Raw genomic sequence first — 25521 nt, 5'->3', positions numbered from 1 at the left:
GTACTAAGTAGGGTATTAAGTAGAGTGATATGAAAAAAATTCTGGTGCTTGGCTATGTGTGGCCAGAACCCAATTCCTCGGCGGCGGGTAGCCGCATGTTGGAGTTGGTGCAATTATTTTTGGCAATGCAGTGTGAAGTAACCTTTGCCTCAGCGGCGGCCTTATCCGAACACCGGTTTGATTTAAATTCGCTGGGTGTGGCAGAAAAAACTATCGCACTGAATTGCAGCAGCTTTGATGAATTTGTGTGTGCGTTGCAACCGGACGCTGTGTTGTTTGATCGCTTTTTTACCGAGGAACAGTTTGGTTGGCGCGTGGAACAGCAGTGCCCGCAGGCGCTACGCATTCTGGATACGGAAGATTTTCACAGTCTGCGCCATGCGCGCCAGCAGATATTAAAAACCACCCAAAAACTGGCGGCTACTGAAAAAGAACGTCAATCAGTGGCGCCGGTGAATACCACAGCGCCCGCGCTTTATGCGCAAATGTGCAGCAGCGATATGGCACAGCGCGAAGTGGCGGCAATTTTTCGCTGCGATCTATCGCTGATGATTTCGGAAATGGAAATGGAATTGCTGCAGCAATATTTTTCGGTTCCTGCGCCGTTATTATTTTATTGCCCATTTTTATCGCAACCCGCCCTTGAAAATAAAACCCTGCCGGACTTTTCCGCGCGACGACATTTCATCACCATCGGCAATTTTCGCCACGAACCCAATTGGGATTCAGTGCTCTGGTTAAAGCATCAACTCTGGCCGCTAATTCGTGCTCAGTTTGCACATGCAAATTTGGTTGCACCGGAGCTGCATATTTACGGCGCCTACCCGCCACCAAAAGCGACGCAATTGCACAATGCCAAAGAAGGTTTTCATATCAAAGGCTGGGCGGACGATGCCCAGGCGGTAATGCAAAACGCGCGTGTTTGTCTTGCACCTTTACGTTTTGGTGCGGGTATTAAAGGCAAGCTGATGGATGCCATGCACAGCGGCACTCCGAGTGTAACCACCCGTATTGGCTGTGAATCCATGAGCGGTGGTTTTGATTGGTGCGGTGTGATTGCCGATGATGCAGAAATATTTGCGCAAGCGGCGCTGGATCTTTACCAGCAGCCCTCGCTCTGGCAAGAAAAACAGCAGCAGGGCTTTAATATTCTGCGCGACTATTTTTACCGCTGCGATTACGCCATCGAATTACAGCAGCGTTTACTTTCTCTGGAAGAAAAAATCGCCGCTGAGCGGCAGCGCAATTTTATCGGCCAAATGCTGCGCCATCATCACCACAAAAGCACCCAATATATGGCGCAGTGGATTGAGGCGAAGAATCGTTAACGGCTTATTTTTCTCAATACTTGGGCAATAAAAAACGCGCGCTTAACTGTTAAAAAATAACAGCAAAGCGCGCGTTTTTTTAAACGGAACATTGGTAGAACTTATTCCGCTGCTACCGCTTCTGCAATCGCTACATTGCTGACTTTATCGCCTGCAAAATGTACGGCCACTTGTTTATTGCTATTTGCAGCGGCATTTACGCCGAGTGCTGCAGCAACTTGCGCTGCTTGTGCAGCAGTGGCATTTACGGAACTTACGTTGTAAAACCATACTTCTGCGTCTGCTTCACCACTGGTGGTGACGGGAGCGCCCAGCGTAGCCTGAACTTTTGCTTTGGTCGCGTCATTGCCCAGTTTGGATTTCACTAAGGCCACGGCGGATTGCTCCGGCGTAGTGGAAACGTTGCTCGCTGCTGTGCTGGTATCTTCAACTTTGGCTTGGGTCTCTGCGACTTTTGCCTGCGCCTGATCCACAGATTCAGAGGCTTTTTTAAGCGAACCAAACAAATCTGCCGCTTGTGCCTGTGCCGTCAACAGACCGATTAAACCCATAACAACCAATGATTTTTTCACAGTAAAACTCCCTAATTAGGCTGATAGTGAATCTGGAAATGTGTATTGCAGTGCCAAACTGCGCGGCCACCCTAATCAAGTTGCAAGTGAAGGTCAAATGAAAATTATTCTTTTTTTGTAGCTTATTGTGCGCGGCGTCCGAAAGGTTTTGCGCGAATTTTATGTCCACTGCGCTTGAATAACTCACCTCCGCACCCCACCATTCACTAATCCTTGTCGCGGTCGCCGCTATGCACACGCCTTCCTCTCATTATCAAGCTCTGTCTCCTGTCCCTGTCTGGAAGGCTGTGGCGTGGCGCAGTGTTTTGCTAGTTGGTTTGTTATGGCTGGCGGCGCTATACACGGGTACACAAACTACCCCCTGGGGTCCAGCTGAGCAAAATGGTATAGCGACGGCAATAGATGCACCGCTACATGCCAATAGCGAGCATTCATTTTCGCTTAAACGATTTTTCTCCCGTACTAAAAATCAACCCAACACACTTGAATCCCCCGAGCCGCTCTGGCTATTGCTGGCGAGTGAATTTCGCTTGGCTCCAGCTTCCGACTTTGTCAGGCAATCCCTTCTTACTGAAATTGCACCCGCTATATCTTGGCTGCAATTACAGTCACTCAATGTTCCCCGCGCACCACCGCTCGTTTAATCACTCCGTTAAAAAACATTTTAATTATTTTTTTGCGTACACCTCCTGCGTACGCAATGTGGAGTATTAGCGATGAAAACCCTTTTTTCGCGGGCTGTTATTTATGGCCTGATTATTTTATTTGGGCTGCTCAGTGCCCTGCCTAACGTATTACCCGAATCTGCATTACAAAAATTGCCCGATTGGTATGCGCAAAACCAATTAACGTTGGGGCTGGATTTGCGCGGCGGCTCGCATTTGTTGTTGGAAGTGGACACCAGCGAATTGGTGCGCGATAAAAACCCGACGCTGCATGAGCAAATAGTGCGCGATGCGGTCGAGCAAAGTTTGGAGGTGGTACGCCGCCGGCTGGATGAAACCGGCATGGTGGAACCGATGATTACGCGGCAGGGCAGTGACAGCATTTTAGTGCAGCTACCCGGGGTGAGTGACCCACAACATATTCGCGAGTTGTTGGGCACCACCGCGCGCATGACATTCCATTGGGCCGCCAATTCCCAATCGTCACTGCACACCAAAATTATCTCGGTTAAGGGCGAGGCGGGTGAGCGCTATCAATTGGAGGAGCGCATCGCATTGGAAGGAAAGCACATCAGCGATGCGCGCTTGGCGTTTAATCCGGACACCGGCGAACCTGTCGTCAATTTTAAATTGGATAAAGACGGTGCACGCCGTTTTGGCGATATGACCCAGCGCAATGTGGGGCGCTCGCTCGCGATTGTATTGGATGACACAGTGGTGACAGCGCCGGTTATTCGCAGTGCAATTACCGGTGGTAGCGGCGAAATTAGCGGATCGTTTACCAGTGCATCAGCCAATGATTTGGCATTGTTGTTGCGCGCGGGTGCATTGCCCGCACCGCTCAAGGTAATTGAAGAGCGAACCGTGGGGCCGGATTTGGGAAGCGATGCAATCTCCATGGGCATCAGCACCGGTATTGTCGGCGCGCTGTTGGTGCTCGCGTTTATGGTAGGTATTTATGGTCGTTGGGGGTTTATTGCCTGTGTTGGTCTCGCGATTAATATTGGTTTGAGTTTTGGTGTGTTGAGCCTGCTCGGTGCGACGCTTACGCTGCCAGGTATCGCCGGTTTTATTTTAAGTGTGGGCATGGCGGTGGATGCGAATATTTTAATTAATGAACGTATCCGTGAAGAAACGCGGCGCGGCGAAAATGCGCTGCAGGCCTTGCGTGCCGGTTTCCAGCGCGCCTACAGCACCATTCTGGATTCCAATGTCACCTCGCTGATTGCTATAAGTTTATTGTTTTTATTCGGCAGCGGCCCAGTGCGCGGGTTTGCGTTCACTATGGCGGTGGGTTTATTAATCTCCATGTTTACCGCGATTTCGTTTACGCGTTTAGTTATGGAATGGCGCGTGAGCAAATTGGGTAAACAGCCGTTAATTATTTCCGGCATAAAATGGTTGGATAGTATCAGTGAAAAAACTATTCCGTTTTTACGCGCCCGTTTTTTTGGTTTGATGGCGTCTGCCGTTTTATCGTTGGCATCGGTGTTTTTATTTTTTAGCCCCGGCTTGCATTACGGCATCGATTTTAGTGGCGGAACTGTCATAGAAGTGAGCGCGCCGGATACCAATGTGAGTGCGTTGCGCAATGGTTTGCAGCAAGGCGAATACGCGCAGATAGCCATTCAGGAATTTGGTAGCGATGGTCATTACCTGCTGCGCTTGCCCATGCAATCCGCAGAGGATGTGGCGAATGGCAGCAGCGTACAAGCGGTAAAAAGTGCCGTGACTGCCATAGCACCGGATGCAGAATTTCCACGCGTAGAAATGGTTGGGCCACGCGTCAGTGGCGATTTTGGCGATGCGACTATCCTTGCGATTATTTTGGCAGGCCTGGGCATGTTGGGTTATTTATGGCTACGTTTTGAATCGCATTTTGCGATGGCTGCTACTCTCACACTTGCACTCGATCTAACCAAAACCATCGGCTTTTTTGCGCTGGCAGGCGTGGAGTTTAACCTCACCGCTGTCGCCGCACTGCTCGCGTTAATTGGTTATTCGGTGAATGACAAAGTCGTGGTGTTTGATCGCATCCGCGAAAACCTGCGCCTCACACCCGACAAACCTTTAGTGCAGCTGCTTAATGAAAGCATCACCTCAACACTCACGCGCACCACCTTTACCTCAGTCACAACTTTCCTGGCATTACTGCCCATGGCAATTGCAGGCGGCAGCGCCGTATCCAGTTTTTCACTGCCCATGTTATTCGGCATAGTCATCGGCACCAGCTCATCCATTTTAATTGCTGCGCCGATTGTGTTGCTGCTGGGGGAGCGGAGAATGCGCAAAGGGAAATCGCAATTGCATGTTGCCAACGAAGCGCAGCGTGAAATTGATTTGTTGCCGTAGGAAGGAGTTTTTAATAGCTATCACCATTGGGTGATAGCTATGGTAGATTGGGCAGCAATGCCCAAAAAATTAAGTTATTAAATTCGTAGCCTGTATGGAACCTGATGGAATACGGGAGTTTTAAAAATTATTTAATCGGGTTGCTTCTCGCTGCTTAAATGATTCCGTATTTCGTTAGGCTCCATGCTGGCTACCTTCTAACGCTTCGAGGCATTTACGACTCTCCTTTATTCACCTCCTTTTCCTTCTGATTTTTAGGTTGAAAACTAGCCCACCAACCGACATGCCTGCAATCAGCACAAATTAAATCTTGTGTATCTTGTCCCATAATTTTCTCTTTGCGAGGTGTCTTAGTTGACCCACATTCAGGGCAAACGGCTCCAGCACGTTGCATAAAATTTCTCCTATTGATTGTTAGATTTGTATTCACTTATGCTAAGTGCAGTGGCAATAGCTTCTATTTATTACACTTAAATGCGATAGCTTGAATCGTAGCGGAAGTCATGTAGTTATCAGCATTCACAATTGCAACTGTGTCAGCTCCATATCGTACGTAGGCTTCGTGACGAACATTATTCTTTGCTTGCTGTATTGATTGTGAACGATCCCACTTGCTCCAATCGCTTACAGTAGAAGAGACTGTTCCCAATCTTTCGCAATCGTCAAGCAGTGTGGATGCCTGAGTATGTACAACAACATTCTGAGCTTCCGGTGTCATTGATGCGCACCCAACAAACGTGCATATTGATAATGTTGTTAGTGTAATTAGCTTAAGATTCATAGTGTCATCCTAGTGTTGCGATAGTTAACTTTGTGTCTAACGCTGTCGAATGGAGGCGCGAAGCACCTAAATGGTGTTGAAATACTTTGTTCGAGGTTTACTTTTTTCCAGCCTCAAAGCACCCTGATAGCCTAGACCACCAGCAGTCAAGCATGTCTATTTTTTTGTACTTTTTCTTTTTTATTGTTTTTTTGCTATTTTTTAAAATCACTGTTGGATTATTTTTTTCATTAGACTTTTCAGGAGGAACTTTTATTTTATTGTTGCTGCTTGTTTTTTTACGGATTCCATTTTTAAGTTCAGCTCTTTCCATAATTATAGATTTTGCTGCTTCTAGTGTAATTCCTTTTCTGGTCGCCATTTTGTGGATCTGCTCATTTTGTTTTAATTTTGAGTAGTGCTCTGGCAGCGCTATATTTTCAGGTTTCTTTTTTTGCACGCTGTTTCCTCCCTCTAACACTTTGTTGGTCATTGCAGCCGTATATTATTACTGATGAAAGTTTGCGGCGATCTATAATTGCATAAACATCAAGCAGTTAAAGTTGGTTTGGTGTTTTGGCTGGTGCTTCATATCGCTGGCTGCATATCATTTGTGTCTGGTTTTGCTAGGTTAACTTAGTCAATTGTTTCTATTGAGATTTATTGGTGGTTCCAGCCTCAATAAAGTCGATGCGCGGCGCGAGCCGCTTATTAAGCTAAAAATTCCGTTTTGGGCACATAGTTGCCATTCAATCTATTGCGATTCGTGACTTGCTCCAATCTGCATTAGTTGTGCTTCGCTGCATGGCACTATTTTATCGATGCTAGGGCTGCTTGCTCAGGGCTGTCAATTACACCACATAACTTTCAGCCAACCATATTTTCAGTAATCTCTAAATGAAAAACGCCCACAGTTGCGGGCGTTTTTCATGAGGTAGCGTGTTGCGATAAATTAAAACTTCACGCTTTTAGAATCATCCCCAAACCAGTTGGGTTTTTCATCGCCGCGGGCGTATTGAACGGTGAAGCCGGAGTTGCCGAAGCCTTGGAAGTAGCTGATGGCGACTTGGTGTTGGCCTTCACTTAAATGGGTCATACAAACTTGCACGCTGTAGGGGCGGTCTTTTAAGTGTTCGCAAATTAATTTGCCATCAATACGCAAGGAAAAGCCGTCGTCGCTGCCCATTAAAAAGCGATAGGTGTCTGCTTGTTTAACGGTGATGGTGTGGTTTACATCCACAAAAAAGTCATCGGTATAGGTGGCGACGTTGCCCAGTTTGGGGTGACGGAAACGGCTTTTTTCTTCCAGGTTTAAGCGGTCTACCATTACCTCGCGGGTGACTTCAATGTCGCGGGCTTGATAGATATTGCCAATGCTTACGCGGTTTTTACTGATAACCAGTTTCACCACCGGATCGACTGTTACCGGTGTGATACGCACCAGAATTAAAATGGTTACCAGCGCGAGCAGCGCGGAAAAAATAGTGTTTTTGTGTAACAGCACGTTTTTGTTGAGAAGCGATTGAATGGCCATAATTATCTCACCACCTGCAGTTTCCAGAAGCTGAACCAGTTGCGCATTTCAAATTGATCTTCCGTCAGGCCAAAGCCATAGGTGAAGGGGGAGAAGAAGGCAAATACGGCGATTACCAATAGCGCAAATAAGCTGGCGTTGATAATGGTGTGTTTGTTGTTGGCGAGCACTTCGTCGCGGTAAATATAATTAAATACCAGTGCGAGATTGACGGCGCCAAACAGTAGCGGCACGAGATAGTGATACAAATACATCACGCGTTCGATTTGCAAAATCGCAATCATGTAGCTGAGGTAGAGCGCGGTGAAAGCGCAGATCCAATAAAATAATTTTTCGTCTTTGATGGGGTTGTTATAAACATAGCGGCCGATAATTAAACCTACCGACAAAATAATCCCGCCCAGTACCGAGAACCACACAATGGGGTTGCCAATCAGGTATTTGTATTTCACCACGACTTTGCCGTCGATAGTGTTTTTATCCCAGCGATAGCTAATGGTTTTTTTGCTAACCGGCCAGCCCATGGCGTAGCTGCCGTTTTCATCAGGTTTGCACACATCCAAACGCGGAACACCATCGGCGTATTCAGACATGTATTTCCAGTTGTCGCGCATGCCCAGCATAAAGGTGGAGGGCGACCAGGTATTGCCAGCGCGAATTTGGGTGAGGTATTCAGGTGAGGCTTTGTAGGTGCGATCTTTCACGATTTGCGTGCCCATGCCGATGTGCACATAAAACACCGCGAAAAATACCGCAGCAACCGGCAGCACGCCGGCTGGAACTGTGGTGGCTAAGTGGGTGAACAGTGCGCGCCACTGCCATTGTTTAATCGCGCTCCATTGATCCACACCAAACAGCATGACAAATAACAGTAGCAAAATAAATGCATTCACTTTGACCGCGACGGCTAAGCCTATCCATACCCCGAGCAGTGCATAGTGTTTTAATAAAATGGCTTTTTGGTGATGAATAAAATCGGTGGCGACACGCACAAAATAATAGAGCGCACCGAGAATAAAAAAGAGTTGAATGCCTTCGAGCATGGCAGCACGCGAGTGAATAACCAGGGCGTTGTCAAAAATCACCAAGCTGGTAAACGCGGCGGCCAGCCATGCGCGTTGGGTTATCGCATTAATAATCCCGTAAAAAAATACCACGCCGAGCGCCATCATCATCACCGACGGCCAGCGAAAGCCTTTGTAGGTCATGGTGGGTGGCGCGTTGTCGCCGGTTAAATAATCCGTCTCCAACAACTTTTGTTTATCGACCTCGCCGTTGCCACCAAACATCACTTCACCCACCGCCATCAGCATTTTGCCGAGGGGAGGGTGAGGCTCCATGTACATCACACCATCGATATGTTTCTGGGCGGAGGCAACATGGTAGTTTTCATCCCAAAACATCGCTTGGGGACTGCCGTAGAAAGGAAAATAAATACCCAGTGAGATAATCAGAATCGCCACTGGGTAAATAAAACGTGCGTAGGTTTTTAGGAAAAGTTTCATAGTGTATTTTTTTTAGAGTTAGTGTTGTGCGTTGGAATTATTTTTTGCGCAAACCTTTACCGGTTGCCGCCCAGAAAACACCGCCGTAAACATGTTCAAGAAATAGCGTGTCGCTGTAGGTGGCTGGCAGGTGACCGAGGGCGGTGTAAAACGCGCGGCCGCCATCGTAATTGTGGTACCAGGCGATGGGGTGGAACTTGCCCATGCCAGCGGTTTTTTTCTCGCCCCACTGGGCGCTGGGGTCGTAGGTTTGTTCATCAACAGCAAGTATGTAATTCAAACCTTTAATTCGCTCTGCACCAAACTCATACCATTCATCGGTCCACAACAAACGATCCGGCATGCGATCCAGACCGGGGAATTTGCGATCCAGTACTTGCAGGTCTGCGCTTTGATTGGCGGGGTGAATATGAAAGGTGCGGCCTACCATTTTGGTGTACCAGTCCCAGTCGTATTCGGTGTCGGAAGCGCTGTGCACACCCACAAAACCTTTGCCGGAACGAATAAAACGTTCCATCGCCGCTTGTTGCTCATCGTTGAGTATGTCGCCGGTGGTGAGCAGGAAAATCACGGCCTGATATTTTTGCAGTTTCTCATCGCTGAAAATGCTGGCGTCTTCGTGCCAATCCAACGCAAAGTCATGACGCTTGGCCATGGCGCGCATGGCGGTCACACCTTCGTTGATGGATTCATGGTGAAAGCCATTGGTTTTGGTAAACAGCAGCACATTAAATTGTTGTGCCTGAGCACTGAGGCTGGCGAACAGTAATGAGCAGGTAAAGGCAAGGGATAGCAGTAACTTGTTGTGCATCGTGGATGTACCTCGCGAAGAGATTGTTCTTGTTGTGTTTGAGCTTGTTATTGTTTTCAGCGTTTTTGTTGTTTGGGGCGGACGCCATCATAAGCGATTGAGATTTATAGGCAATAAAAAAGGGCGCCGAGGGCGCCCTTTTGCGTGCTACTACCAAACGTTTTAGTGGCGTTGACGGCGGCGCAAACCTGCCAGTGCCATCAGGCTCAGGCCGAGCAGTAACAATGAGCTGGGTTCCGGTACTTCAACCGGTGGACGCTCAACGGTCACGCCTTTGAGTTTGTAGAAATCGTCACCCGTGGTTTTGTTTTTGTTGGGGCCGCTAAAGGTATCGCCAAATACCGGGTTGTAAGCGCCAATCAGCCAGTACTGGGAGGCTACACCAGCAAAGTTAACGGCGCCCGAATTGCCATTGATATCGACATTGTAATAATTGCCGACAACTGACCAATTCTGGCCAAGCAGGTCTTCCCATTTTTGGCCCAACAGCGAGCTGCTGTTAAAGTTATCGCCATTGAATGCCAGAATCGAAATATCGGCATCATTTTGGTACCAGCCCAGGTCAACGGAGGTCAGCTTGACCATTTCATCAAACGACAGCAGGTGCATGTCAAAGTCGCCACCTTGATTGTCAACAGCGTGGTTAGGTGAGTCGGTTTTTTCTACGCCCAAGCCATCCCACTTGCCAACGTGATTTTGTTCGATCGCTTTGTTAACGCTGGTGGTGTATTCCTGGCACTTGCCATAGCGGTACTTCTTACAGGTTTGGGTGGTGCCATAGGACCAACCGGTCACCGACAATTCCAAATCGGCCTCGCTGTAGTTGTACTGCATCGCATAGGTGCTATTAAGCACACCATTCCGTGAATCCGGAGTATTGAGGTCAATGCTGATGGGGGCGGCCAATACGGGGCTGATGGCGCCGAGCAAAGTTAAGCATCCAAGCAAGTTAACTAATTTACGCATGGTGAAGATCCGTGTGAGTGAATGAGCTGGATCTGTAATGGCAATTTTGGTGCCATGGTTTATAAGTCGTTGATTTTGCTGTGATGCAGTTCTTGTTTTCAGGGTTTGCGTAATTAATGTGATAAAAAAACCGACATTTTTGGTTGTGCCAACACAATAAAAAAGCCCGAGCATGGCTCGGGCTAAAGGGCTCAAGTAAAAGGGGGGCTAACAAGGGGCTAAACGATTTGTACCTTGGCGGGCGGTGCGGGCTCGTTATCGGCCTCTTCCGCGCCCACAGCACCAAGCTCTCCGGTTTTGCGCGCGTGTCTGCCATAAACAATTTCAAATAATGGTGATGCCATCAGGGTGGTCACTATGGCCATGAGTACCATTATGGAGAACAGCGCCGGGCCAATGACCCCGGCTTGTAAGCCGATATTGATAATGATCAGTTCCATCAGGCCACGCGCATTCATCAGGGCGCCAATGCCCATGGCGGTGCGATTATCGGCACCACACAGGCGGGCGGCGCCCCAGCAGGCAACCCCTTTGGCGACTATGGAGCCGATGAGGATCACGGCGGCAATTGCCAGCAACTCCACGTTGTTAACCATGGTCAATTGCGTATTTAAGCCTGAGTAGGTGAAGAAAATTGGAATCAGAATAATCACCACAAATGGTTCCAGCTGGCGCTTGATCTCTTGAGTGAGTTTGCCGCGTGGCATGACGGCACCCAACAGGAAACCGCCAAAGACTGCGTGTAAACCAATCGCATCGGCCGTGAAGGCGGCCAACATAAAACACATGATCACCAAGGCAAACAAGGTCGGACTGAGGGTTTGTTGTTGCTCTGCCGCGCGCGCCAACGGAGCAAGAATTTTAGGTGCGACCAGGATCATAAAGGTGGCAAAAACGATACCGCCGATAATGGTTTTTACTGCCAGTTCTGCGCCAGCGCCGAAGGTTGCGAGCACTACAGCTAGTACGCACCAAGCGCCGGCATCATCGATGGCGCCGGCAGACAGTGAGAGTGTGCCGAGTTTGGTTTGGCTCAGGCCGCGTTCATGAATAATACGCGCCAGCATGGGAAAGGCGGTGATGGCAATGCAGGCGCCCATAAACAAGGTGGCACTGAACAGGGTGGCCTTCTCGGAAAATAAGCCTGGCACAGTCAGGAGCCAGGGGGTGATAGCAATCGCAACCAGAAATGGCGCCGCCATTCCGGAAATAGACACAGCTGCCGCGCTCTTGAGATTTGCTTTGAAATGGTCGCCGCGAAACCCCAGGCCAACCAGAAACATGTACATCCCTACACCCAGCTGTGCGCCAACGTAGAGTACCCCCTTCATTTCTGTCGGGAACAGGCTTTTTTGTAGCTCGGGCATTAACAAGCCGAACAGTGATGGCCCCAGAATAACCCCGGCAATCATTTCACCCACTACTTGGGGTTGGTGAAGATACTTTTGTCCGATCCATCCCACCAGTCTACAGACTGCCAGAATGACGAACATTTGCAGGAAAAAAACGATGGAGAGTTGCGCGATTGTCATTGGGTGCATCCATTTTTTATTGGTAATCATTTTTTGCTTTGGTTGCTCTGCAGCGATGAAGTGAGGCAACTTTTGCTTTGTACCGGATCTATGTCATCTCTCACAATGCGAACCCCATAAGTTTTCTCTATGAGAATCCGCGGATTGTTTTTGCGTCACTTGATGCAACAGTGCAAACTAAAAGTACTTATTTGTCCGACCACTGAATATTTATGACTCTTATCGAACTTCGCTATATTGTTGAATTGGCTGACACGCAGCATTTTGGTCGCGCAGCGCAGCGCTGCAATGTCAGCCAACCAAATCTCAGTGTCGCAGTCAGGAATCTGGAGGCGGAGCTGGGGGGCGCGTTGTTCGAGCGCACCAAGACGGGAGTCCATCCAACCCCCTTGGGGGACAAAATTGTGGCGCAGGCGAAGGTGCTGCTGCAGGGCGTGGCCGATATTCATCAATTGGCCGACGCCGGGCGGGATCAATTGGGTAGCCCTTTGGCGCTGGGGGTTATTGCCACCCTTGGACCCTACCTGCTTCCCCAATTAATCCCTCATCTCGCCTTGCATGCGGCGGCCATGCCGTTGCGGGTGGAGGAGGCGTGCACACCGCTATTGCGGCAAAAGCTGCGCGCGGGAAGTTTGGATGCAATTGTGGTTTCCCTACCGTTTGCGGAGGCGGATGTGGTAGTGCAGGAGTTGTATGAGGAGCCGCTGGTGCTGATCATGCCCCAGTCCCACCCGCTTGCTGCGCTGACGATGATTGACTCTGCGGCGATTGCCGGGCAGCCCTTGTTATTGTTGGCCCAGGGGCATTGTTTGCGGGAACAGGTGATGACGCTATTTCCAGCCTGGTGCGACAGTGTATCGCCGATGGAACTCAATAGCCTCGAAACGTTGCGCTACATGGTGGCGGCAGGTTTGGGGCTGGCGATAGTCCCGCGCTCGGCGGCGCCCATGGGGCTGTGCGCCGCCAATCGTTTGGTGGCGCGGCCATTGGTCATGCCCGGCGCTACACGCACCTTGGCGCTGGCATGGCGCGCGAGTTTTCCACGCCACAAGGCGATTGATGTGTTGCGCAAATCCATTCAAGTTTGCAGTGGCGCCTATTGGCGTTTTACCACCGAGCCCGAGTTGGCGGAGCAGTAATGAATTCCATAAAAAAAATAGTCATCCTCGGTGGCGGAGTATCGGGCTGGATTGCGGCGTCGATGCTGGCCGCCCAGGTGCGCCGCGATTTGTGCGAAATCGAATTGATCGAGTCCGAAGACATAGGTTCGGTCGGTGTGGGTGAATCCACTATTCCACCGGTAGTGCGGCTGATTACCAGCCTCGGTATCGATGAGGAGGATTTCATCCGCGAGACCCAGGCTTGTTACAAGCTCGGCATCAAGTTTGTGGATTGGCGCAGTAAAAACCAGTCCTATTTTCATCCTTATGGCGCACTGGGGCAGCGCATCGGCACGCAAGATTTCTACCAGTGCTGGCTCAAGGCGACTATGGCGGGGGGCGATTATCCGCTGCAGGATTTTTCCCCCTGTTCGGTGATGGCGGCTCAAGGGCGGTTTTTTTTGCCCGCGCAAGCCATGAACACTCCGATCGGTGGTGCCGGTTATGCGATTCATCTGGATGCAAAACTGGTTGCCGCCTATTTGCGGCGCTACGCCGAGGCCCGTGGCGTGGTGCGCAGCGAGGGCAATTATGTGGCGGTGGAGCGGCGCGACAATGGTTTTATTTCGGCGCTGGTATTGGCAGACGGGCGCAAAATCGAAGGCGACTTTTTTGTCGATTGCTCGGGTTTCCGGGCGCTGTTGATTGATGGGGCCATGGCAGCGGGGTTTGAGGATTGGGCGCAATACTTGCCCTGCGATCGCGCCATAGTGGTCAAAACCGGCGCCGCGGGATCGCGCATGCCTTACACCACCGCTACCGCACGCAAGGCGGGCTGGTCCTGGCGGATTCCGCTGCGCAATGCCACCGGTCACGGTTATGTCTATTCCAGTCGTTTTTGCAGCGACACCGAGGCCAAAAGCACCCTGCTCGGCAATCTCGATGCGCCGCGTATCAATGACCCGCGCCTGATTAGCTTCAAGGCCGGGCGTCGCCTGGAGTTTTGGAAAAACAACTGTTTGGCGCTGGGCTTGGCGGGTGGTTTTGTGGAGCCGCTGGAGTCCACGGCGATTCACTTGATCGCCCGCGGTATGGATTACTTTTTGCGGTTTTTCCCCGACCTGGAATGCGAGCCCAGTCTGCGGCGTGAATACAACCGGCGGATGGCGGCGGATTATCAGGAAGTGCGCGATTTTATTGTGTTGCACTACTGCACCAGTGAACGCAGCGACAGCGATTTTTGGCGCTGGTGTCAAACCATGCCACTGCCGGATTCGCTGCGCGAACGCATCGAATTATTCAAAGGCCACGGCATTGTGCGCGAGGAGCGCGACGAACTGTTTCGCAGTGCCAGCTGGCAATCGGTGTTTGAGGGCATGGGGATTCGGCCAGCCAAATACAGCCCGAGGGTAGATAATATCGAGCTGGCGCAGATCAACGAGAATTTGAAACTGGCGCGTTCGGCGATCCTCAATATGGTGAAAACCCTGCCCACCCACGATGACTATCTCGCCGGGCGTTTTGGTGTCCCGGTAGTGGATCAGTAGTTAGTCGATCACCGCTAAATAGTGACCATTCAAATAGCTGCCATCCTCAACCACCGCGGTGCTGTGCGAGGGATAAACTTCGCTCAAGTGCAGCTGCGTCGGGCGTCTGACCAGGCGGGTTTCGCTCACCTGATATTCGCTGTTAGACCCCACCACAATCACCTGGTAGAGCTGCATTTTTGCGCCCGCCTGCAGGCCGTTATTGGCGCCCCCCTGAAGGATGACTTGGGTCTGCCCCGGGTGGGCATCAATACTGGCGATGTAGGGTTGGCAATCAACCGTTTGGGCTATGTCATCACTGATGACGCCGCTCAGTTTTGCCACGTTTCTGCCATAGGGTGTTTTCAAAAACGCGGGTGAGTCAAAACCTATCGCTTTGCGGGTATTCCACACACCGCTAGCGCTATAGCGGCGATTCAGTAGGGGTTCGCCCGTAAAACCGTCGCGCAGTTCAAGTTCCAGAGTAAATAGGCGGGTGCGTTTGTCGAATTTTTCAATGCCGGTCAGGTTGTGAAATCCATTGGCTAATTGACGGTAGAGGCCGGGATTGTAGGTGCTGCTGGCATCCGTCATCGCCATGTCATCGATAGTGCCACTGAGGACAAACTGGGCGCGGGTTTGACGGGCTATTTTTTGCGCCTGCTGTTTTAATTGTGTTTCGCTGAGGTTGGGCAGGGCAAAGCCCTGGGTGATCATCGCCGGTGGCAACAGTTGATGGGTGCGTGTGAGTTGGGCGCGAATCATCTCGGGAATGCCGGCCTCTGCCGCATATAAATTACCAGCGTTGGCGCTTTGCGGGTTGCGTCGGGTAAAGCGGGTAATTACCAGTGACTTGTGCAACGTGTTGTGATCGCGGCTGCGATCTGCGCATTGGTTTTGTGGCAGGTAGTGAGTTTGTGCGGGGGTATCCGCACCCGCTTCACTCGGTGGCTGTGTAGTGCTTGCGGGCAGTTGGGCAGTGCCGACCACAACTGCATCACCTGTGTTTTGGCTGAGTGCTACCTTGCCTTCCGGTCGGTAGGCGATGTCATCGGGTACCAGTGGATTGGCGCACAGTGCTGAACTCAGCCCCATAATACTGGTCAACAGCAGGCTCTTGGTGAGCGGTGGTAGCGGGTTGCGCGATCTGATTGAACCCATGGCCGGCTCCAGTGTTAAGCGGGTATAGTGAGGCGAGATGCGTGGCTATCGAAAGACTATCGGCCTGCGGTCGTATTTCTTTAGGCTCTGTAGTTGATATCAAAACTGCAGTTGATATCAAAGCTGTAGTTGAAATCAAAAATGAGTAGCGCTGTGTTTGTGGTGCAAAGGTTGGAGTGGGTTGATGAATAAATTCGTGATATTGCTGGTGGTGAGCCTCAGTTTTTTGGTCGGCTGCAGCTCAGCAGGGCGCAGCTACGTAAAAAGTGAAATGAACGAAACGCTCGAGGTAGAGGTTTTGCCGAATCAAAGCAAGATGTTCACCTATCGCCTGCGCTGGCCGGAGGATCAAATCCCCAATCACATTCGTGTTAGTCGCGATGGGAGTGATAGCCGTCGCGATTTCTATGAGGGCGGTGTGAATGTTGGGCGCAACACACGCGAGCGGCTGCTTCAAAATACAGCCTATGTCGTTGAAAAAGCGGGCTATTGTCGGGAAGGTTTTTTTGAGTTGGATCGCAGCATCTCCCGCTATCATCTGTGGGTGCGCGGTGAGTGCAAAGAGAGTGCGAGCGCCGCAGACCAACAGGCGTTTGGCGTCAAACAGGTGCTTACCCCCGAGCGCTGGCATCAATCCTGATTCGTTTGCCTCGCGCAACATCGGCGGTTTTTTGCGCCAACTGGCTGCCGGGATTCCAAACCGGTTTGCCCCCGGTTGTCTTGCTAATACCCCTCTAAGCGGGTAATATCCTGCGCCCATTTGCCTAGCCCCTACACCTCAGGGGCTTTTTTGTCTGGGATGCAATTTGGCGCAGCTTTCGCATGAGCTTTGCGCCCTTAATCTTCGTATCCCTTGATAGTGATTTTTGTTGAGAATCAGCCTATGACCACTGGCCTCTACCAGATAGACGAGTTCAAAGATAACTGCGGTTTTGGTTTGATTGCCCATTTAAAGGGCAAGACCAGCCATCGTCTGCTTACTACGGCAATCGAAGCCCTGACCTGCATGACCCACCGCGGTGGTATCAATGCGGACGGTAAAACCGGCGACGGTTGTGGCCTGCTGATCCAAAAGCCGGACAGTTTCTTGCGCGCTGTGGCAAAAGAAGCTTGTGGTGCTGAGCTGACCTCTATTTATGGTGTGGGCGCGATTATGCTCAGCCGCGACCCTGCCATTGCCGACAAGGCGCGCGCGGTTGTCACCGAAGAATTGACTGCCCAGGGCTTGATTGTGGCCGGCTGGCGCGAAGTGCCGGTTGACCCCAGCTGCCTCGGCCCTATTGCCATGAAGTCGCTGCCAACCTTTAATCACCTGTTTGTGAACAACCCGGATCTTAGCCTGCAAGAGGTCAACTCCAAGTTGTTTATGGCCCGTCGCAAAGCGGAAATCCGTTTGAAAGACGACAAGGCCTTCTACGTGGCCAGTTTGAGCACCGGTATCCTGTCCTACAAAGGCTTGATGATGCCGGTTGATTTGCCGCGCTTTTTCTCTGACTTGGCCGATGAGCGTTTGGAGACCGCGATCTGTGTATTCCACCAGCGCTTCTCCACCAACACTATGCCGCAGTGGCCACTGGCGCAGCCTTTCCGCATGTTGGCGCACAACGGCGAGATCAACACCATTGTGGGCAACCGCAACTGGGCGGTAGCGCGCACCCCTAAATTTGTGACGCCACTGCTGCCGGATTTGCACACAGTGACGCCGCTGGTGAATCGCACCGGTTCTGACTCATCCAGCCTGGATAACATGCTGGAAATCCTGACCTTGGGTGGTATGGAGCTGCACCGCGCTATTCGTATGCTGGTGCCGCCGGCCTGGCAGAACGTGGAGAACATGGACCCGGATCTGCGCGCGTTCTACGAATACAACTCTATGCATATCGAGCCGTGGGATGGCCCCGCTGGTTTGGTAATTACCGATGGCCGCTACGCCGTTTGTACCCTCGACCGCAACGGCTTGCGTCCTTCGCGCTGGGTAATCACTAAAGACGATATGATCACCGTGGCCTCGGAAGTAGGGGTATACGCCTATGATCCAGCCGATGTGGTCGCCAAAGGCCGCCTCGGCCCAGGCCAAATCATGTCGATCGATACTGCGACTGGCACCCTGCACAACACTCAGGATATCGACAACCAGTTGAAATCCACCCAGCCCTATAAAAAGTGGCTGAAAGAGCGTGCGCTGCGCATCGAGTCAACCCTCAATACTGACGCGAAAGAAAACGGTATCGAAGGTATTGCTCTCAAAGCCAACATGAAAATGTTCCAAGTGAGCTTTGAAGAGCGCGACCAATTATTACGCCCCTTGGCTGAAGGTGGTCAAGAAGCCGTAGGTTCCATGGGTGACGATACCCCGATGGCCGTACTATCACGCCAACAGCGTTCACTCTACGACTACTTCCGTCAGCAGTTTGCGCAGGTAACTAACCCGCCCATCGACCCGCTGCGCGAAGCGATTGTGATGTCGCTGGAAACTTGCCTCGGACGCGAATTGCCGGTGTACGACGAGCTGCCGGAGCACGCTGACCGCGTGATTCTCACTTCGCCGGTATTGTCGCCGGAAAAATTCCGCGGTCTGATGGCGCTGGATCGCCCCGGCTACGCGGTAGCCAGATTTTCGCTCTACTACAAAGCGGAAGAGACTAACCTGAAAGCGGCGCTGATCAAGCTGTGCGACGATGTTGCGGCGGCGGTTAAGTCAGGCAAAGTATTGATGGTGCTGAGCGATTACGGCTTTGAAAAAGGCCAATTGCCCATTCCCGCCCTGCTGGCGGTGGGTGCGGTCAACCAGCATTTGACTAATGTTGGCCTGCGCTGCGACTCCAACCTGATTGTAGAGACCGGCAGCGCACGCGACCCGCATCAAATTGCGGCGCTGATCGCCTACGGTGCCACAGCGGTCTACCCTTACCTCAGCTATCACGTGTTGAACGATCTGATCGAGACCGGTGAGCTGTTGACTGATGTAGACACAGCTTACAAAAACTACCGCAAGGGTATCGACAAAGGTCTGCTCAAAATCCTGTCGAAGATGGGTATTTCCACCATCACTTCCTACCGCAGTGCGCAGTTGTTTGAAGCCATTGGTCTGGCCGAAGAAGTGATTAACATGTGCTTTGAAAGCACTCCGTCCCGCGTGGCCGGTGCGCGTTTTGAAGACTTGGAAGAAGATCAAAAGATTCTGGCACAAACCGCCTGGATCGAGCGCAAGCCAATCGTGCAGGGCGGCCTGCTCAAGTATGTACACGGCTCCGAATATCACGCCTACAACCCCGATGTAGTGCAGAGCCTGCAAAAGGCGGTGCAGAGCGGTAACTATGCGCTCTGGCGCAACTACGCCGACCTGGTAAACAAGCGCCCAGTGTCCATGCTGCGCGACCTGTTGGCGATTCGCGAAGACCTGTGCACCCCGATCCCACTGTCGCAAGTGGAGCCGGTGGAAAGCATTATCAAGCGTTTTGACTCGGCGGGTATGTCGCTCGGTGCCCTGTCACCCGAGGCGCACGAAGCCTTGGCTGAAGCCATGAACCGTTTGGGTGGACGCTCCAACTCCGGTGAAGGCGGTGAAGACCCAGCGCGTTACGGCACTATAAAGACCTCCAAAATCAAACAAGTGGCCTCGGGCCGTTTTGGTGTGACACCGGCTTATTTGGTGAATGCTGAAGTGCTGCAAATTAAAGTCGCCCAGGGTGCAAAACCCGGTGAAGGCGGCCAGTTGCCTGGCGGTAAAGTAAATGCGTTGATTGCGCGTCTGCGTCACTCGGTGCCCGGTGTTACCCTGATTTCGCCACCGCCGCACCACGATATTTATTCGATTGAAGATCTGGCGCAGCTGATTTATGACTTGAAACAAGTTAACCCGGATGCGCTGGTATCGGTGAAGCTGGTATCGCGCCCGGGTGTAGGCACTATCGCTGCCGGTGTGGCCAAGGCCTATGCCGATTTGATCACTATTTCCGGCTACGACGGCGGCACCGCGGCAAGCCCCTTGACCTCGATTAAATACGCCGGTTCGCCGTGGGAATTGGGTCTGTCTGAAACCCATCAAACCCTGCGTGCCAATGACCTGCGCGATAAAGTGCGCGTGCAGACTGACGGCGGTTTGAAGACTGGTTTGGACGTGGTGAAAGCAGCGATGCTCGGCGCTGAAAGCTTTGGTTTTGGTACCGGCCCAATGGTCGCGCTCGGCTGTAAATACCTGCGTATTTGCCACCTGAACAACTGCGCCACCGGTGTTGCTACCCAGCAGGACAAACTGCGTAAAGACCATTACATTGGCACAGTCGAAATGGCGATGAACTTCTTCAAGTTCGTAGCAGAAGAGACCCGCGAGTGGATGGCGCGTATGGGCGTGCGCACCCTCGGCGAATTGGTTGGCCGTGTGGATTTGCTCAAGGTGCTGGAGGGTGAAACCACTAAACAGCAACAGTTGGATTTAAGCCCGATCATCTATACCGATGATTATCTGGCGACCAAACCCCAATTGTGTGCCGTCAGCAAAAATGAGCCCTTCGACAAAGGCGAAACCGCTGAAGCGATGGTCAAAGTATTGCTGCCTGCCATTGAAGCCAAAGCCGGCGGCGAGTTTGAGTTCCATATCACCAACTGCGACCGTTCCATCGGTGCGCGTATCAGCGGTGAAATTGCCAAACGCTATGGCAATGACGGCATGTCCGACAAACCGCTGAAACTGAAACTGACCGGTATTGCCGGCCAGAGTTTTGGGGTGTGGAACGCCGGTGGTCTGGACATGTACCTCGAAGGTGATGCCAACGACTACGTCGGTAAAGGTATGGCGGGTGGCAAGTTAGTGATTCGCCCACCGCGCAACTCCGGTTTCAAATCGAACAAAACCAGTATTTTGGGTAACACCTGTCTGTATGGCGCGACTGGCGGTAAGTTGTTCGCAGCCGGTACGGCGGGCGAGCGCTGCGGCGTGCGTAACTCCGGTGCCCATGTGGTAGTGGAAGGTGCGGGCGATCACTGCTGTGAATACATGACGGGCGGGGTGGTGACGGTACTGGGTCAAACCGGTGTGAATTTCGGTGCGGGTATGACCGGCGGTTTTGCCTACGTGCTGGATGAGGCCAACGACTTTGTGGATCGCTATAACCACGAGCTGGTGGATATTCACCGTATCAATACCGAGGCAGTGGAGGCGCATCGCCACCACCTGCGCACTGTAATCGAAGAATTTGTACAAGAGACTGAAAGTGCATGGGGCCAACACCTGCTGGACAACTTCGATGACTACATCGGCAAGTTCTGGCTGGTTAAACCCAAAGCGGCGTCTTTGGGCAGTTTGTTGGTCAGTTTCCGCAAGCGCGGCGAATAACTCTTGGTGACGAGTGAGGTCAAAATCATGTCAGCACGTTTAAGCAATGACTTTCAGTTTCTCGATGTGGGTCGTCAGGACCCCACCAAGAAAGACATAGAAACCCGCAGACGTAACTTTGTGGAGATCTACCAACCCTTCGCCAAAGAAGAAGTGGAAGGTCAGGCCCATCGCTGCCTGGAGTGTGGTAACCCCTACTGCGAGTGGAAGTGCCCGGTGCACAACTTCATCCCTAACTGGTTGAAGCTGATTTCCGAAGGCAATATTTTTGAAGCGGCTGAACTCAGCCATCAAACCAACTCACTGCCGGAAGTTTGTGGCCGGGTATGCCCGCAGGATCGCCTGTGTGAAGGCGCCTGTACCCTGAATGACGGTTTTGGTGCGGTGACTATCGGTAACGCCGAAAAGTACATTACCGATACCGCCTTTGCCATGGGCTGGAAACCGGACATGTCCAAAGTGGTTTGGACTAACAAAAAAGTAGCCGTAATTGGCGCTGGCCCAGCGGGTATTGGCTGTGCTGACGTACTGGTGCGCAACGGTGTTAAACCAGTGGTATTTGATAAGTACCCTGAAATCGGTGGCCTGCTGACCTTTGGTATTCCCGAGTTCAAGCTGGAAAAATCAGTGATGAGCCGTCGCCGTGAAATCTTTACCGAAATGGGTATTGAGTTCCGCTTGAATACTGAAGTGGGTAAAGACATCACCATGGAAGAATTACTGCGCGATTACGACGCAGTGTTCATGGGCATGGGCACTTACACCTATATGAAAGGTGGTTTCCCCGGTGAAGACTTACCCGGTGTTTATGACGCGCTGCCATTCCTGGTTGCCAATGTGAATCGCAACCTCGGTTTTGAAAAAAGCCCGGAAGACTTCATCAGCGTCGCCGGTAAAAAAGTAGTGGTGCTGGGTGGTGGCGATACCGCCATGGACTGTAACCGCACCTCGATTCGTCAAGGCGCTAGCAGTGTGACCTGTGCTTATCGTCGCGACGAAGAAAACATGCCCGGCTCTAAACGCGAAGTGGCCAATGCCAAAGAAGAAGGCGTGCAGTTCCTCTACAACCGTCAGCCAGTGGCGGTAGTGGGTAACGGCAAAGTGGAAGGCGTAAAAGTGGTGACTACCCAAATGGGTGAGCCGGACGAAAAAGGCCGTCGCAGCCCGGTAGTGGTGCCAGGTTCAGAAGAAATTTTGCCTGCCGACGTAGTCTTGATCGCTTTTGGTTTCCGCCCAAGCCCGCAGCCTTGGTTTGAAACCAATGGCGTGAAAGTGAACAGCTGGGGTGGCGTGGTAGCACCTGAACAGCAGCAGTTCAAGTTCCAAACCAGCAACCCTAAAGTATTCGCTGGTGGCGATATGGTGCGCGGATCTGATTTGGTAGTCACCGCGATTTGGGAAGGCCGCGAAGCGGCGGATGGGATTTTGGATTACTTAAACGTCTAATTCCCGTAGGGCGCTGCTTGCCGCGTCCCTGTTTGACCGCATATATCCGGGTGCAGCAAGCAGCGCCCCTGCAACCCCGCCTTTGCGGGGTTTGTTTTATTCAACACATGCAAGGCATTGGGCCTGAGGATAAGAGTATGACCGAACTCAAAAACGACCGCTTCCTGCGCGCCTTACTCAAGCAGCCCGTCGATGTGACGCCGGTATGGATGATGCGCCAGGCCGGGCGCTATCTGCCTGAGTACCGCGCCAGCCGCGCCAAAGCGGGCGATTTTATGGGGCTGTGCACCAATCCCGAGGCGGCCTGCGAAGTCACCTTGCAGCCGCTGGATCGCTACCCCGGTCTGGATGCCGCCATTCTCTTCTCCGATATCCTCACCATCCCTGACGCTCTGGGTTTAGGCCTGTATTTTGAAACTGGCGAAGGCCCCAAATTCAAGAAAGCCGTGCGCACCGAAGCCGATGTCAACGCGCTCAAGGTGATCAACCCGGAGCAGGATCTACCCTATGTGGTCAATGCGGTGAAAACTATTCGCCGCGAGTTGAATGGCCGCGTGCCGCTTATCGGTTTCTCCGGCAGCCCCTGGACGCTGGCGACTTATATGATCGAAGGTGGCTCAAGCCGCGATTTCCGTCGCGCCAAAGAAATGCTCTACAACCAGCCGCAGGTGATGCACCAGTTGTTGGATGTATTGGCCGACTCGGTGATTGTTTACCTCAATGCCCAAATTTTGGCGGGGGCGCAGGCGGTGCAGGTTTTTGATACTTGGGGCGGCGCGCTGTCACATGCTGCCTATCAGGAGTTTTCCCTCAAATACATGCACAAAATCGTCAATGGTTTGATCCGTGAGCACGAAGGCCGGCAGGTACCGGTCATCCTCTTCACCAAAGGTGGTGGCCAGTGGCTGGAAGCTATGGCGGCGACCGGTGCTACCGCGTTGGGCTTGGATTGGACCACCGATATAGCCACCGCGCGCGCGCGCGTTGGCAGTAAAGTCGCGCTGCAGGGCAATATGGACCCGACAATTTTGTACGCCTCACCGGAGCGGATTCGCGCTGAGGTGGGCACTATTCTCGCGGCTTACGGCAGTGGCTCGGGTCACGTATTCAACCTGGGGCACGGCATTACCCCGGAAGTAGATCCGGCGCACGCTGGCGCGTTTATCAACGCAGTTCACGATTTATCTGCTAGCTATCACGCATAATTTTGTAGTCATTTGTCGCCTGTCAGCATCTTTTAGCCGCCATTGGGCTATGGGTGCTGGTGCGGCGTGATTATCTTCATTACACTCGGCGCAACATCTGGTTTTTTTAGGAAGATTTACTCCCCCCGGAATCCTGAGATCACTGGCAGCTCTGTCGTAGTTGGCCGGTATCCCCGATTTAATAAGGCTGATAACACCATTGGGTGATATGGAGAGCAAGGCGTGGCAATTAAACAGGTTAAAGTTGATGTCAACGAATTAACCATCGGTATGTATATATCCGGTCTGGATCGCCCCTGGTCGCAGACACCCTTTCCTTTGCAGGGTTTTTACCTGCGCGATCTGGGAGAGATCAATCAACTTAAAGCCCTCTGCAATTATGTCTACATCGATGTGGAAAAGGGCCGCGGCCCCATCTCTGCCAACCTAAAAACTATTGCAGCACCCACCAAAAAAACCACGACTCGCGAGCGGGTTAACAGTTTCACCGAGACTTTGGCGCCGCTAAAAATCCAGCGCGGCTTATACCGCGAGGTGACGCCGCTGCAACGCGAAGTAAAGCAAGCGCGTCAGTTGCACCAAAAAGTTTACGGTGCAGTGGTGGAGGTGATGGAGCAGCTTGAAAAAAACCAGTTTGATGATTTGTCGCTCGGCGAGACCAAGCGTGTCGCGAGTGAAATGGTCGATAGTGTAGTGCGCAACCCTGACGCCTTTACCTGGTTGTCGCGGGTGCAGGAAAAAGACGAATACACCTACAGCCATGCGGTTCGCTCCTCGGTGTGGGCGATTTTATTTGGCCGTCATATCGGCCTGCCCAAACGCGATCTGGATGTACTGGCAATGGGGGTGTTGCTGAAAGATGTGGGCAAAGTAATGCTCGATGCCAGCCTGATTACCAGCCTCAATCGCTCGGCCGAAGAAGAAGCGCTCTATGAGAGCTTCGTGGAAATTGGCTGTGAAATTTTGCGTAAAACCCAAGGGGTTGAGCCGCGTGTGATCGCCGTGGTTAAGACCCATTGCGAACGCTTGAACGGCAGCGGCTTCCCGCATGGCTTGTCGGGCGACAAGATCCCCCTCATGGGCAAAATTGCCGGCATAGTGACTTATTACGATCATGTCACTAACCCGCGCGGCTCGCGCGACCCTATAGCGCCCTCCAAGGCCGTCGCCAAGTTGTACGAGTTGCGCAACATCCAGTTCCAGGAAGAGTTGGTAGTCGAATTTATCCGAGCCATTGGTCTCTACCCGACCGGTACTTTAGTCGAGTTGAGTACCGGTGAAGTGGCCGTTGTCGTGGAGCAAAACTTTGAGCGCCGGCTGAAACCCAAGGTTATTGTGGTATTGGATACACTCAAGCAGCCGCTCAATGAATATCTGTTGCTGGATTTGTCGGAGGACGATAAACGCAAACAGGAGCTTATTGATTCCGGCAAAAAGAATCGCCATGAGATTGAAAAGATTGAAATCGCCCGCGATCTTGAGCCGGGCAGCTATGACGTGGATATCGCAGGCATTCGCGATCACTATTTAATGCGCACTGAAAAGAAAGGTTTGATGGCATTGCTCAGCCGCCTGACCACGCGCAGCTAAAGCCAAACAGTTGAATTGTTAAGTTTTAGTAAAAAAACCGCATTCAATGAATGCGGTTTTTTTATAGCTAGGTAGAATGGCCCGCCCGCTGAGCGGGGTGTTTGCTGCGGTGTAAGTGCCGGGACAGTAAATG

The 25521-nt window shown here is 51.9% G+C and carries 20 protein-coding genes; 10 read left to right on the top strand and 10 right to left on the bottom strand.

The genetic code is table 11. The features are described from left to right. Positions 1 to 29 precede the first annotated feature (29 nt). Positions 30 to 1328, top strand: a complete 1299-nt coding sequence (locus O59_RS17765) for a glycosyltransferase (protein WP_007645137.1) — start codon at positions 30 to 32, stop codon at positions 1326 to 1328. 101 nt (positions 1329 to 1429) lie between these two features. Here the strand turns inward: O59_RS17765 and bamE are convergent, their stop codons facing one another. Then, a complete protein-coding gene (bamE, locus tag O59_RS17760; RefSeq protein ID WP_007645135.1) occupies positions 1430 to 1900 on the bottom strand; it encodes an outer membrane protein assembly factor BamE in 471 nt (156 codons plus the stop codon). Between the two features lie 230 nt (positions 1901 to 2130). Here bamE and O59_RS17755 point away from each other — a divergent pair, with 230 nt between their 5' ends. After that, entirely contained in the window at positions 2131 to 2544 is a 414-nt protein-coding gene (locus O59_RS17755; RefSeq protein ID WP_157152629.1) for a hypothetical protein, read from the top strand. Positions 2545 to 2616: 72 nt separating this feature from the next. Next, positions 2617 to 4917, top strand: coding sequence for a protein translocase subunit SecD (gene secD / locus O59_RS17750; protein WP_007645131.1), 2301 nt, complete (start codon positions 2617 to 2619; stop codon positions 4915 to 4917). 214 nt (positions 4918 to 5131) lie between these two features. Here secD and O59_RS17745 read toward each other — a convergent pair whose 3' ends face one another. The 8 genes from O59_RS17745 to O59_RS17710 form a co-directional block, all read right to left on the bottom strand. After that, positions 5132 to 5311, bottom strand: coding sequence for a hypothetical protein (locus tag O59_RS17745; protein ID WP_040393327.1), 180 nt, complete (start codon positions 5309 to 5311; stop codon positions 5132 to 5134). A gap of 63 nt (positions 5312 to 5374) precedes the next feature. Continuing rightward, on the bottom strand, positions 5375 to 5635 hold the full coding sequence (locus tag O59_RS22325; RefSeq protein ID WP_369728894.1) for a DUF4156 domain-containing protein: 261 nt from the start codon (positions 5633 to 5635) through the stop codon (positions 5375 to 5377). Positions 5636 to 5795: 160 nt separating this feature from the next. After that, positions 5796 to 6137 (bottom strand): hypothetical protein, encoded by a 342-nt coding sequence (locus tag O59_RS17735; RefSeq protein WP_157152628.1) that lies wholly within the window; start codon positions 6135 to 6137, stop codon positions 5796 to 5798. A 492-nt stretch (positions 6138 to 6629) separates the two neighbouring features. Next, entirely contained in the window at positions 6630 to 7211 is a 582-nt protein-coding gene (locus O59_RS17730; RefSeq protein WP_007645126.1) for a hypothetical protein, read from the bottom strand. Between the two features lie 2 nt (positions 7212 to 7213). Continuing rightward, complete coding sequence (locus tag O59_RS17725) at positions 7214 to 8716, bottom strand: phospholipid carrier-dependent glycosyltransferase (RefSeq protein WP_007645125.1); 1503 nt, start codon at positions 8714 to 8716, stop codon at positions 7214 to 7216. 37 nt (positions 8717 to 8753) lie between these two features. Next, entirely contained in the window at positions 8754 to 9527 is a 774-nt protein-coding gene (locus O59_RS17720; RefSeq protein WP_007645124.1) for a ThuA domain-containing protein, read from the bottom strand. Positions 9528 to 9689: 162 nt separating this feature from the next. Then, positions 9690 to 10493, bottom strand: coding sequence for an exosortase-dependent surface protein XDP1 (gene xdp1, locus O59_RS21155; RefSeq protein ID WP_232283108.1), 804 nt, complete (start codon positions 10491 to 10493; stop codon positions 9690 to 9692). A 218-nt stretch (positions 10494 to 10711) separates the two neighbouring features. Continuing rightward, the gene (locus O59_RS17710) at positions 10712 to 12025 is read right to left on the bottom strand and encodes a cation:proton antiporter (protein WP_040393325.1); all 1314 of its coding nucleotides are present in this window, start codon (positions 12023 to 12025) and stop codon (positions 10712 to 10714) included. 212 nt (positions 12026 to 12237) lie between these two features. Between O59_RS17710 and O59_RS17705 the strand changes: the two genes are divergently transcribed. Both O59_RS17705 and O59_RS17700 read left to right on the top strand, forming a co-directional pair. Next, positions 12238 to 13164, top strand: coding sequence for a hydrogen peroxide-inducible genes activator (locus O59_RS17705; RefSeq protein ID WP_007645117.1), 927 nt, complete (start codon positions 12238 to 12240; stop codon positions 13162 to 13164). After that, complete coding sequence (locus tag O59_RS17700) at positions 13164 to 14672, top strand: tryptophan halogenase family protein (protein WP_007645109.1); 1509 nt, start codon at positions 13164 to 13166, stop codon at positions 14670 to 14672. The genes O59_RS17705 and O59_RS17700 overlap by 1 nt, the downstream gene beginning before the upstream one ends. Here O59_RS17700 and O59_RS17695 read toward each other — a convergent pair whose 3' ends face one another. Next, on the bottom strand, positions 14673 to 15812 hold the full coding sequence (locus O59_RS17695; protein ID WP_007645107.1) for a flagella assembly protein FlgT middle domain-containing protein: 1140 nt from the start codon (positions 15810 to 15812) through the stop codon (positions 14673 to 14675). It lies immediately after the preceding gene. Between the two features lie 184 nt (positions 15813 to 15996). Between O59_RS17695 and O59_RS17690 the strand changes: the two genes are divergently transcribed. The 5 genes from O59_RS17690 (at position 15997) to O59_RS17670 (ending at position 25388) form a co-directional block, all read left to right on the top strand. Continuing rightward, entirely contained in the window at positions 15997 to 16452 is a 456-nt protein-coding gene (locus O59_RS17690) for a hypothetical protein (RefSeq protein WP_007645106.1), read from the top strand. Positions 16453 to 16695: 243 nt separating this feature from the next. Continuing rightward, positions 16696 to 21147, top strand: a complete 4452-nt coding sequence (gltB, locus tag O59_RS17685) for a glutamate synthase large subunit (RefSeq protein WP_040393324.1) — start codon at positions 16696 to 16698, stop codon at positions 21145 to 21147. A 27-nt stretch (positions 21148 to 21174) separates the two neighbouring features. Further along, positions 21175 to 22593 (top strand): FAD-dependent oxidoreductase, encoded by a 1419-nt coding sequence (locus O59_RS17680; RefSeq protein WP_007645102.1) that lies wholly within the window; start codon positions 21175 to 21177, stop codon positions 22591 to 22593. A 137-nt stretch (positions 22594 to 22730) separates the two neighbouring features. Then, the gene (hemE, locus tag O59_RS17675) at positions 22731 to 23798 is read left to right on the top strand and encodes a uroporphyrinogen decarboxylase (RefSeq protein WP_007645101.1); all 1068 of its coding nucleotides are present in this window, start codon (positions 22731 to 22733) and stop codon (positions 23796 to 23798) included. A 222-nt stretch (positions 23799 to 24020) separates the two neighbouring features. Next, positions 24021 to 25388 carry an HD-GYP domain-containing protein gene (locus O59_RS17670; RefSeq protein ID WP_007645099.1) on the top strand — a complete coding sequence of 456 codons (1368 nt, stop codon included), beginning with the start codon at positions 24021 to 24023 and terminating at the stop codon, positions 25386 to 25388. Positions 25389 to 25521 lie beyond the last annotated feature (133 nt).

Origin of the sequence: Cellvibrio sp. BR, assembly GCF_000263355.1 — a bacterium.
In the GTDB taxonomy this organism is placed as follows: domain Bacteria; phylum Pseudomonadota; class Gammaproteobacteria; order Pseudomonadales; family Cellvibrionaceae; genus Cellvibrio.
This window is presented reverse-complemented; position numbering and strand designations above follow the sequence as displayed.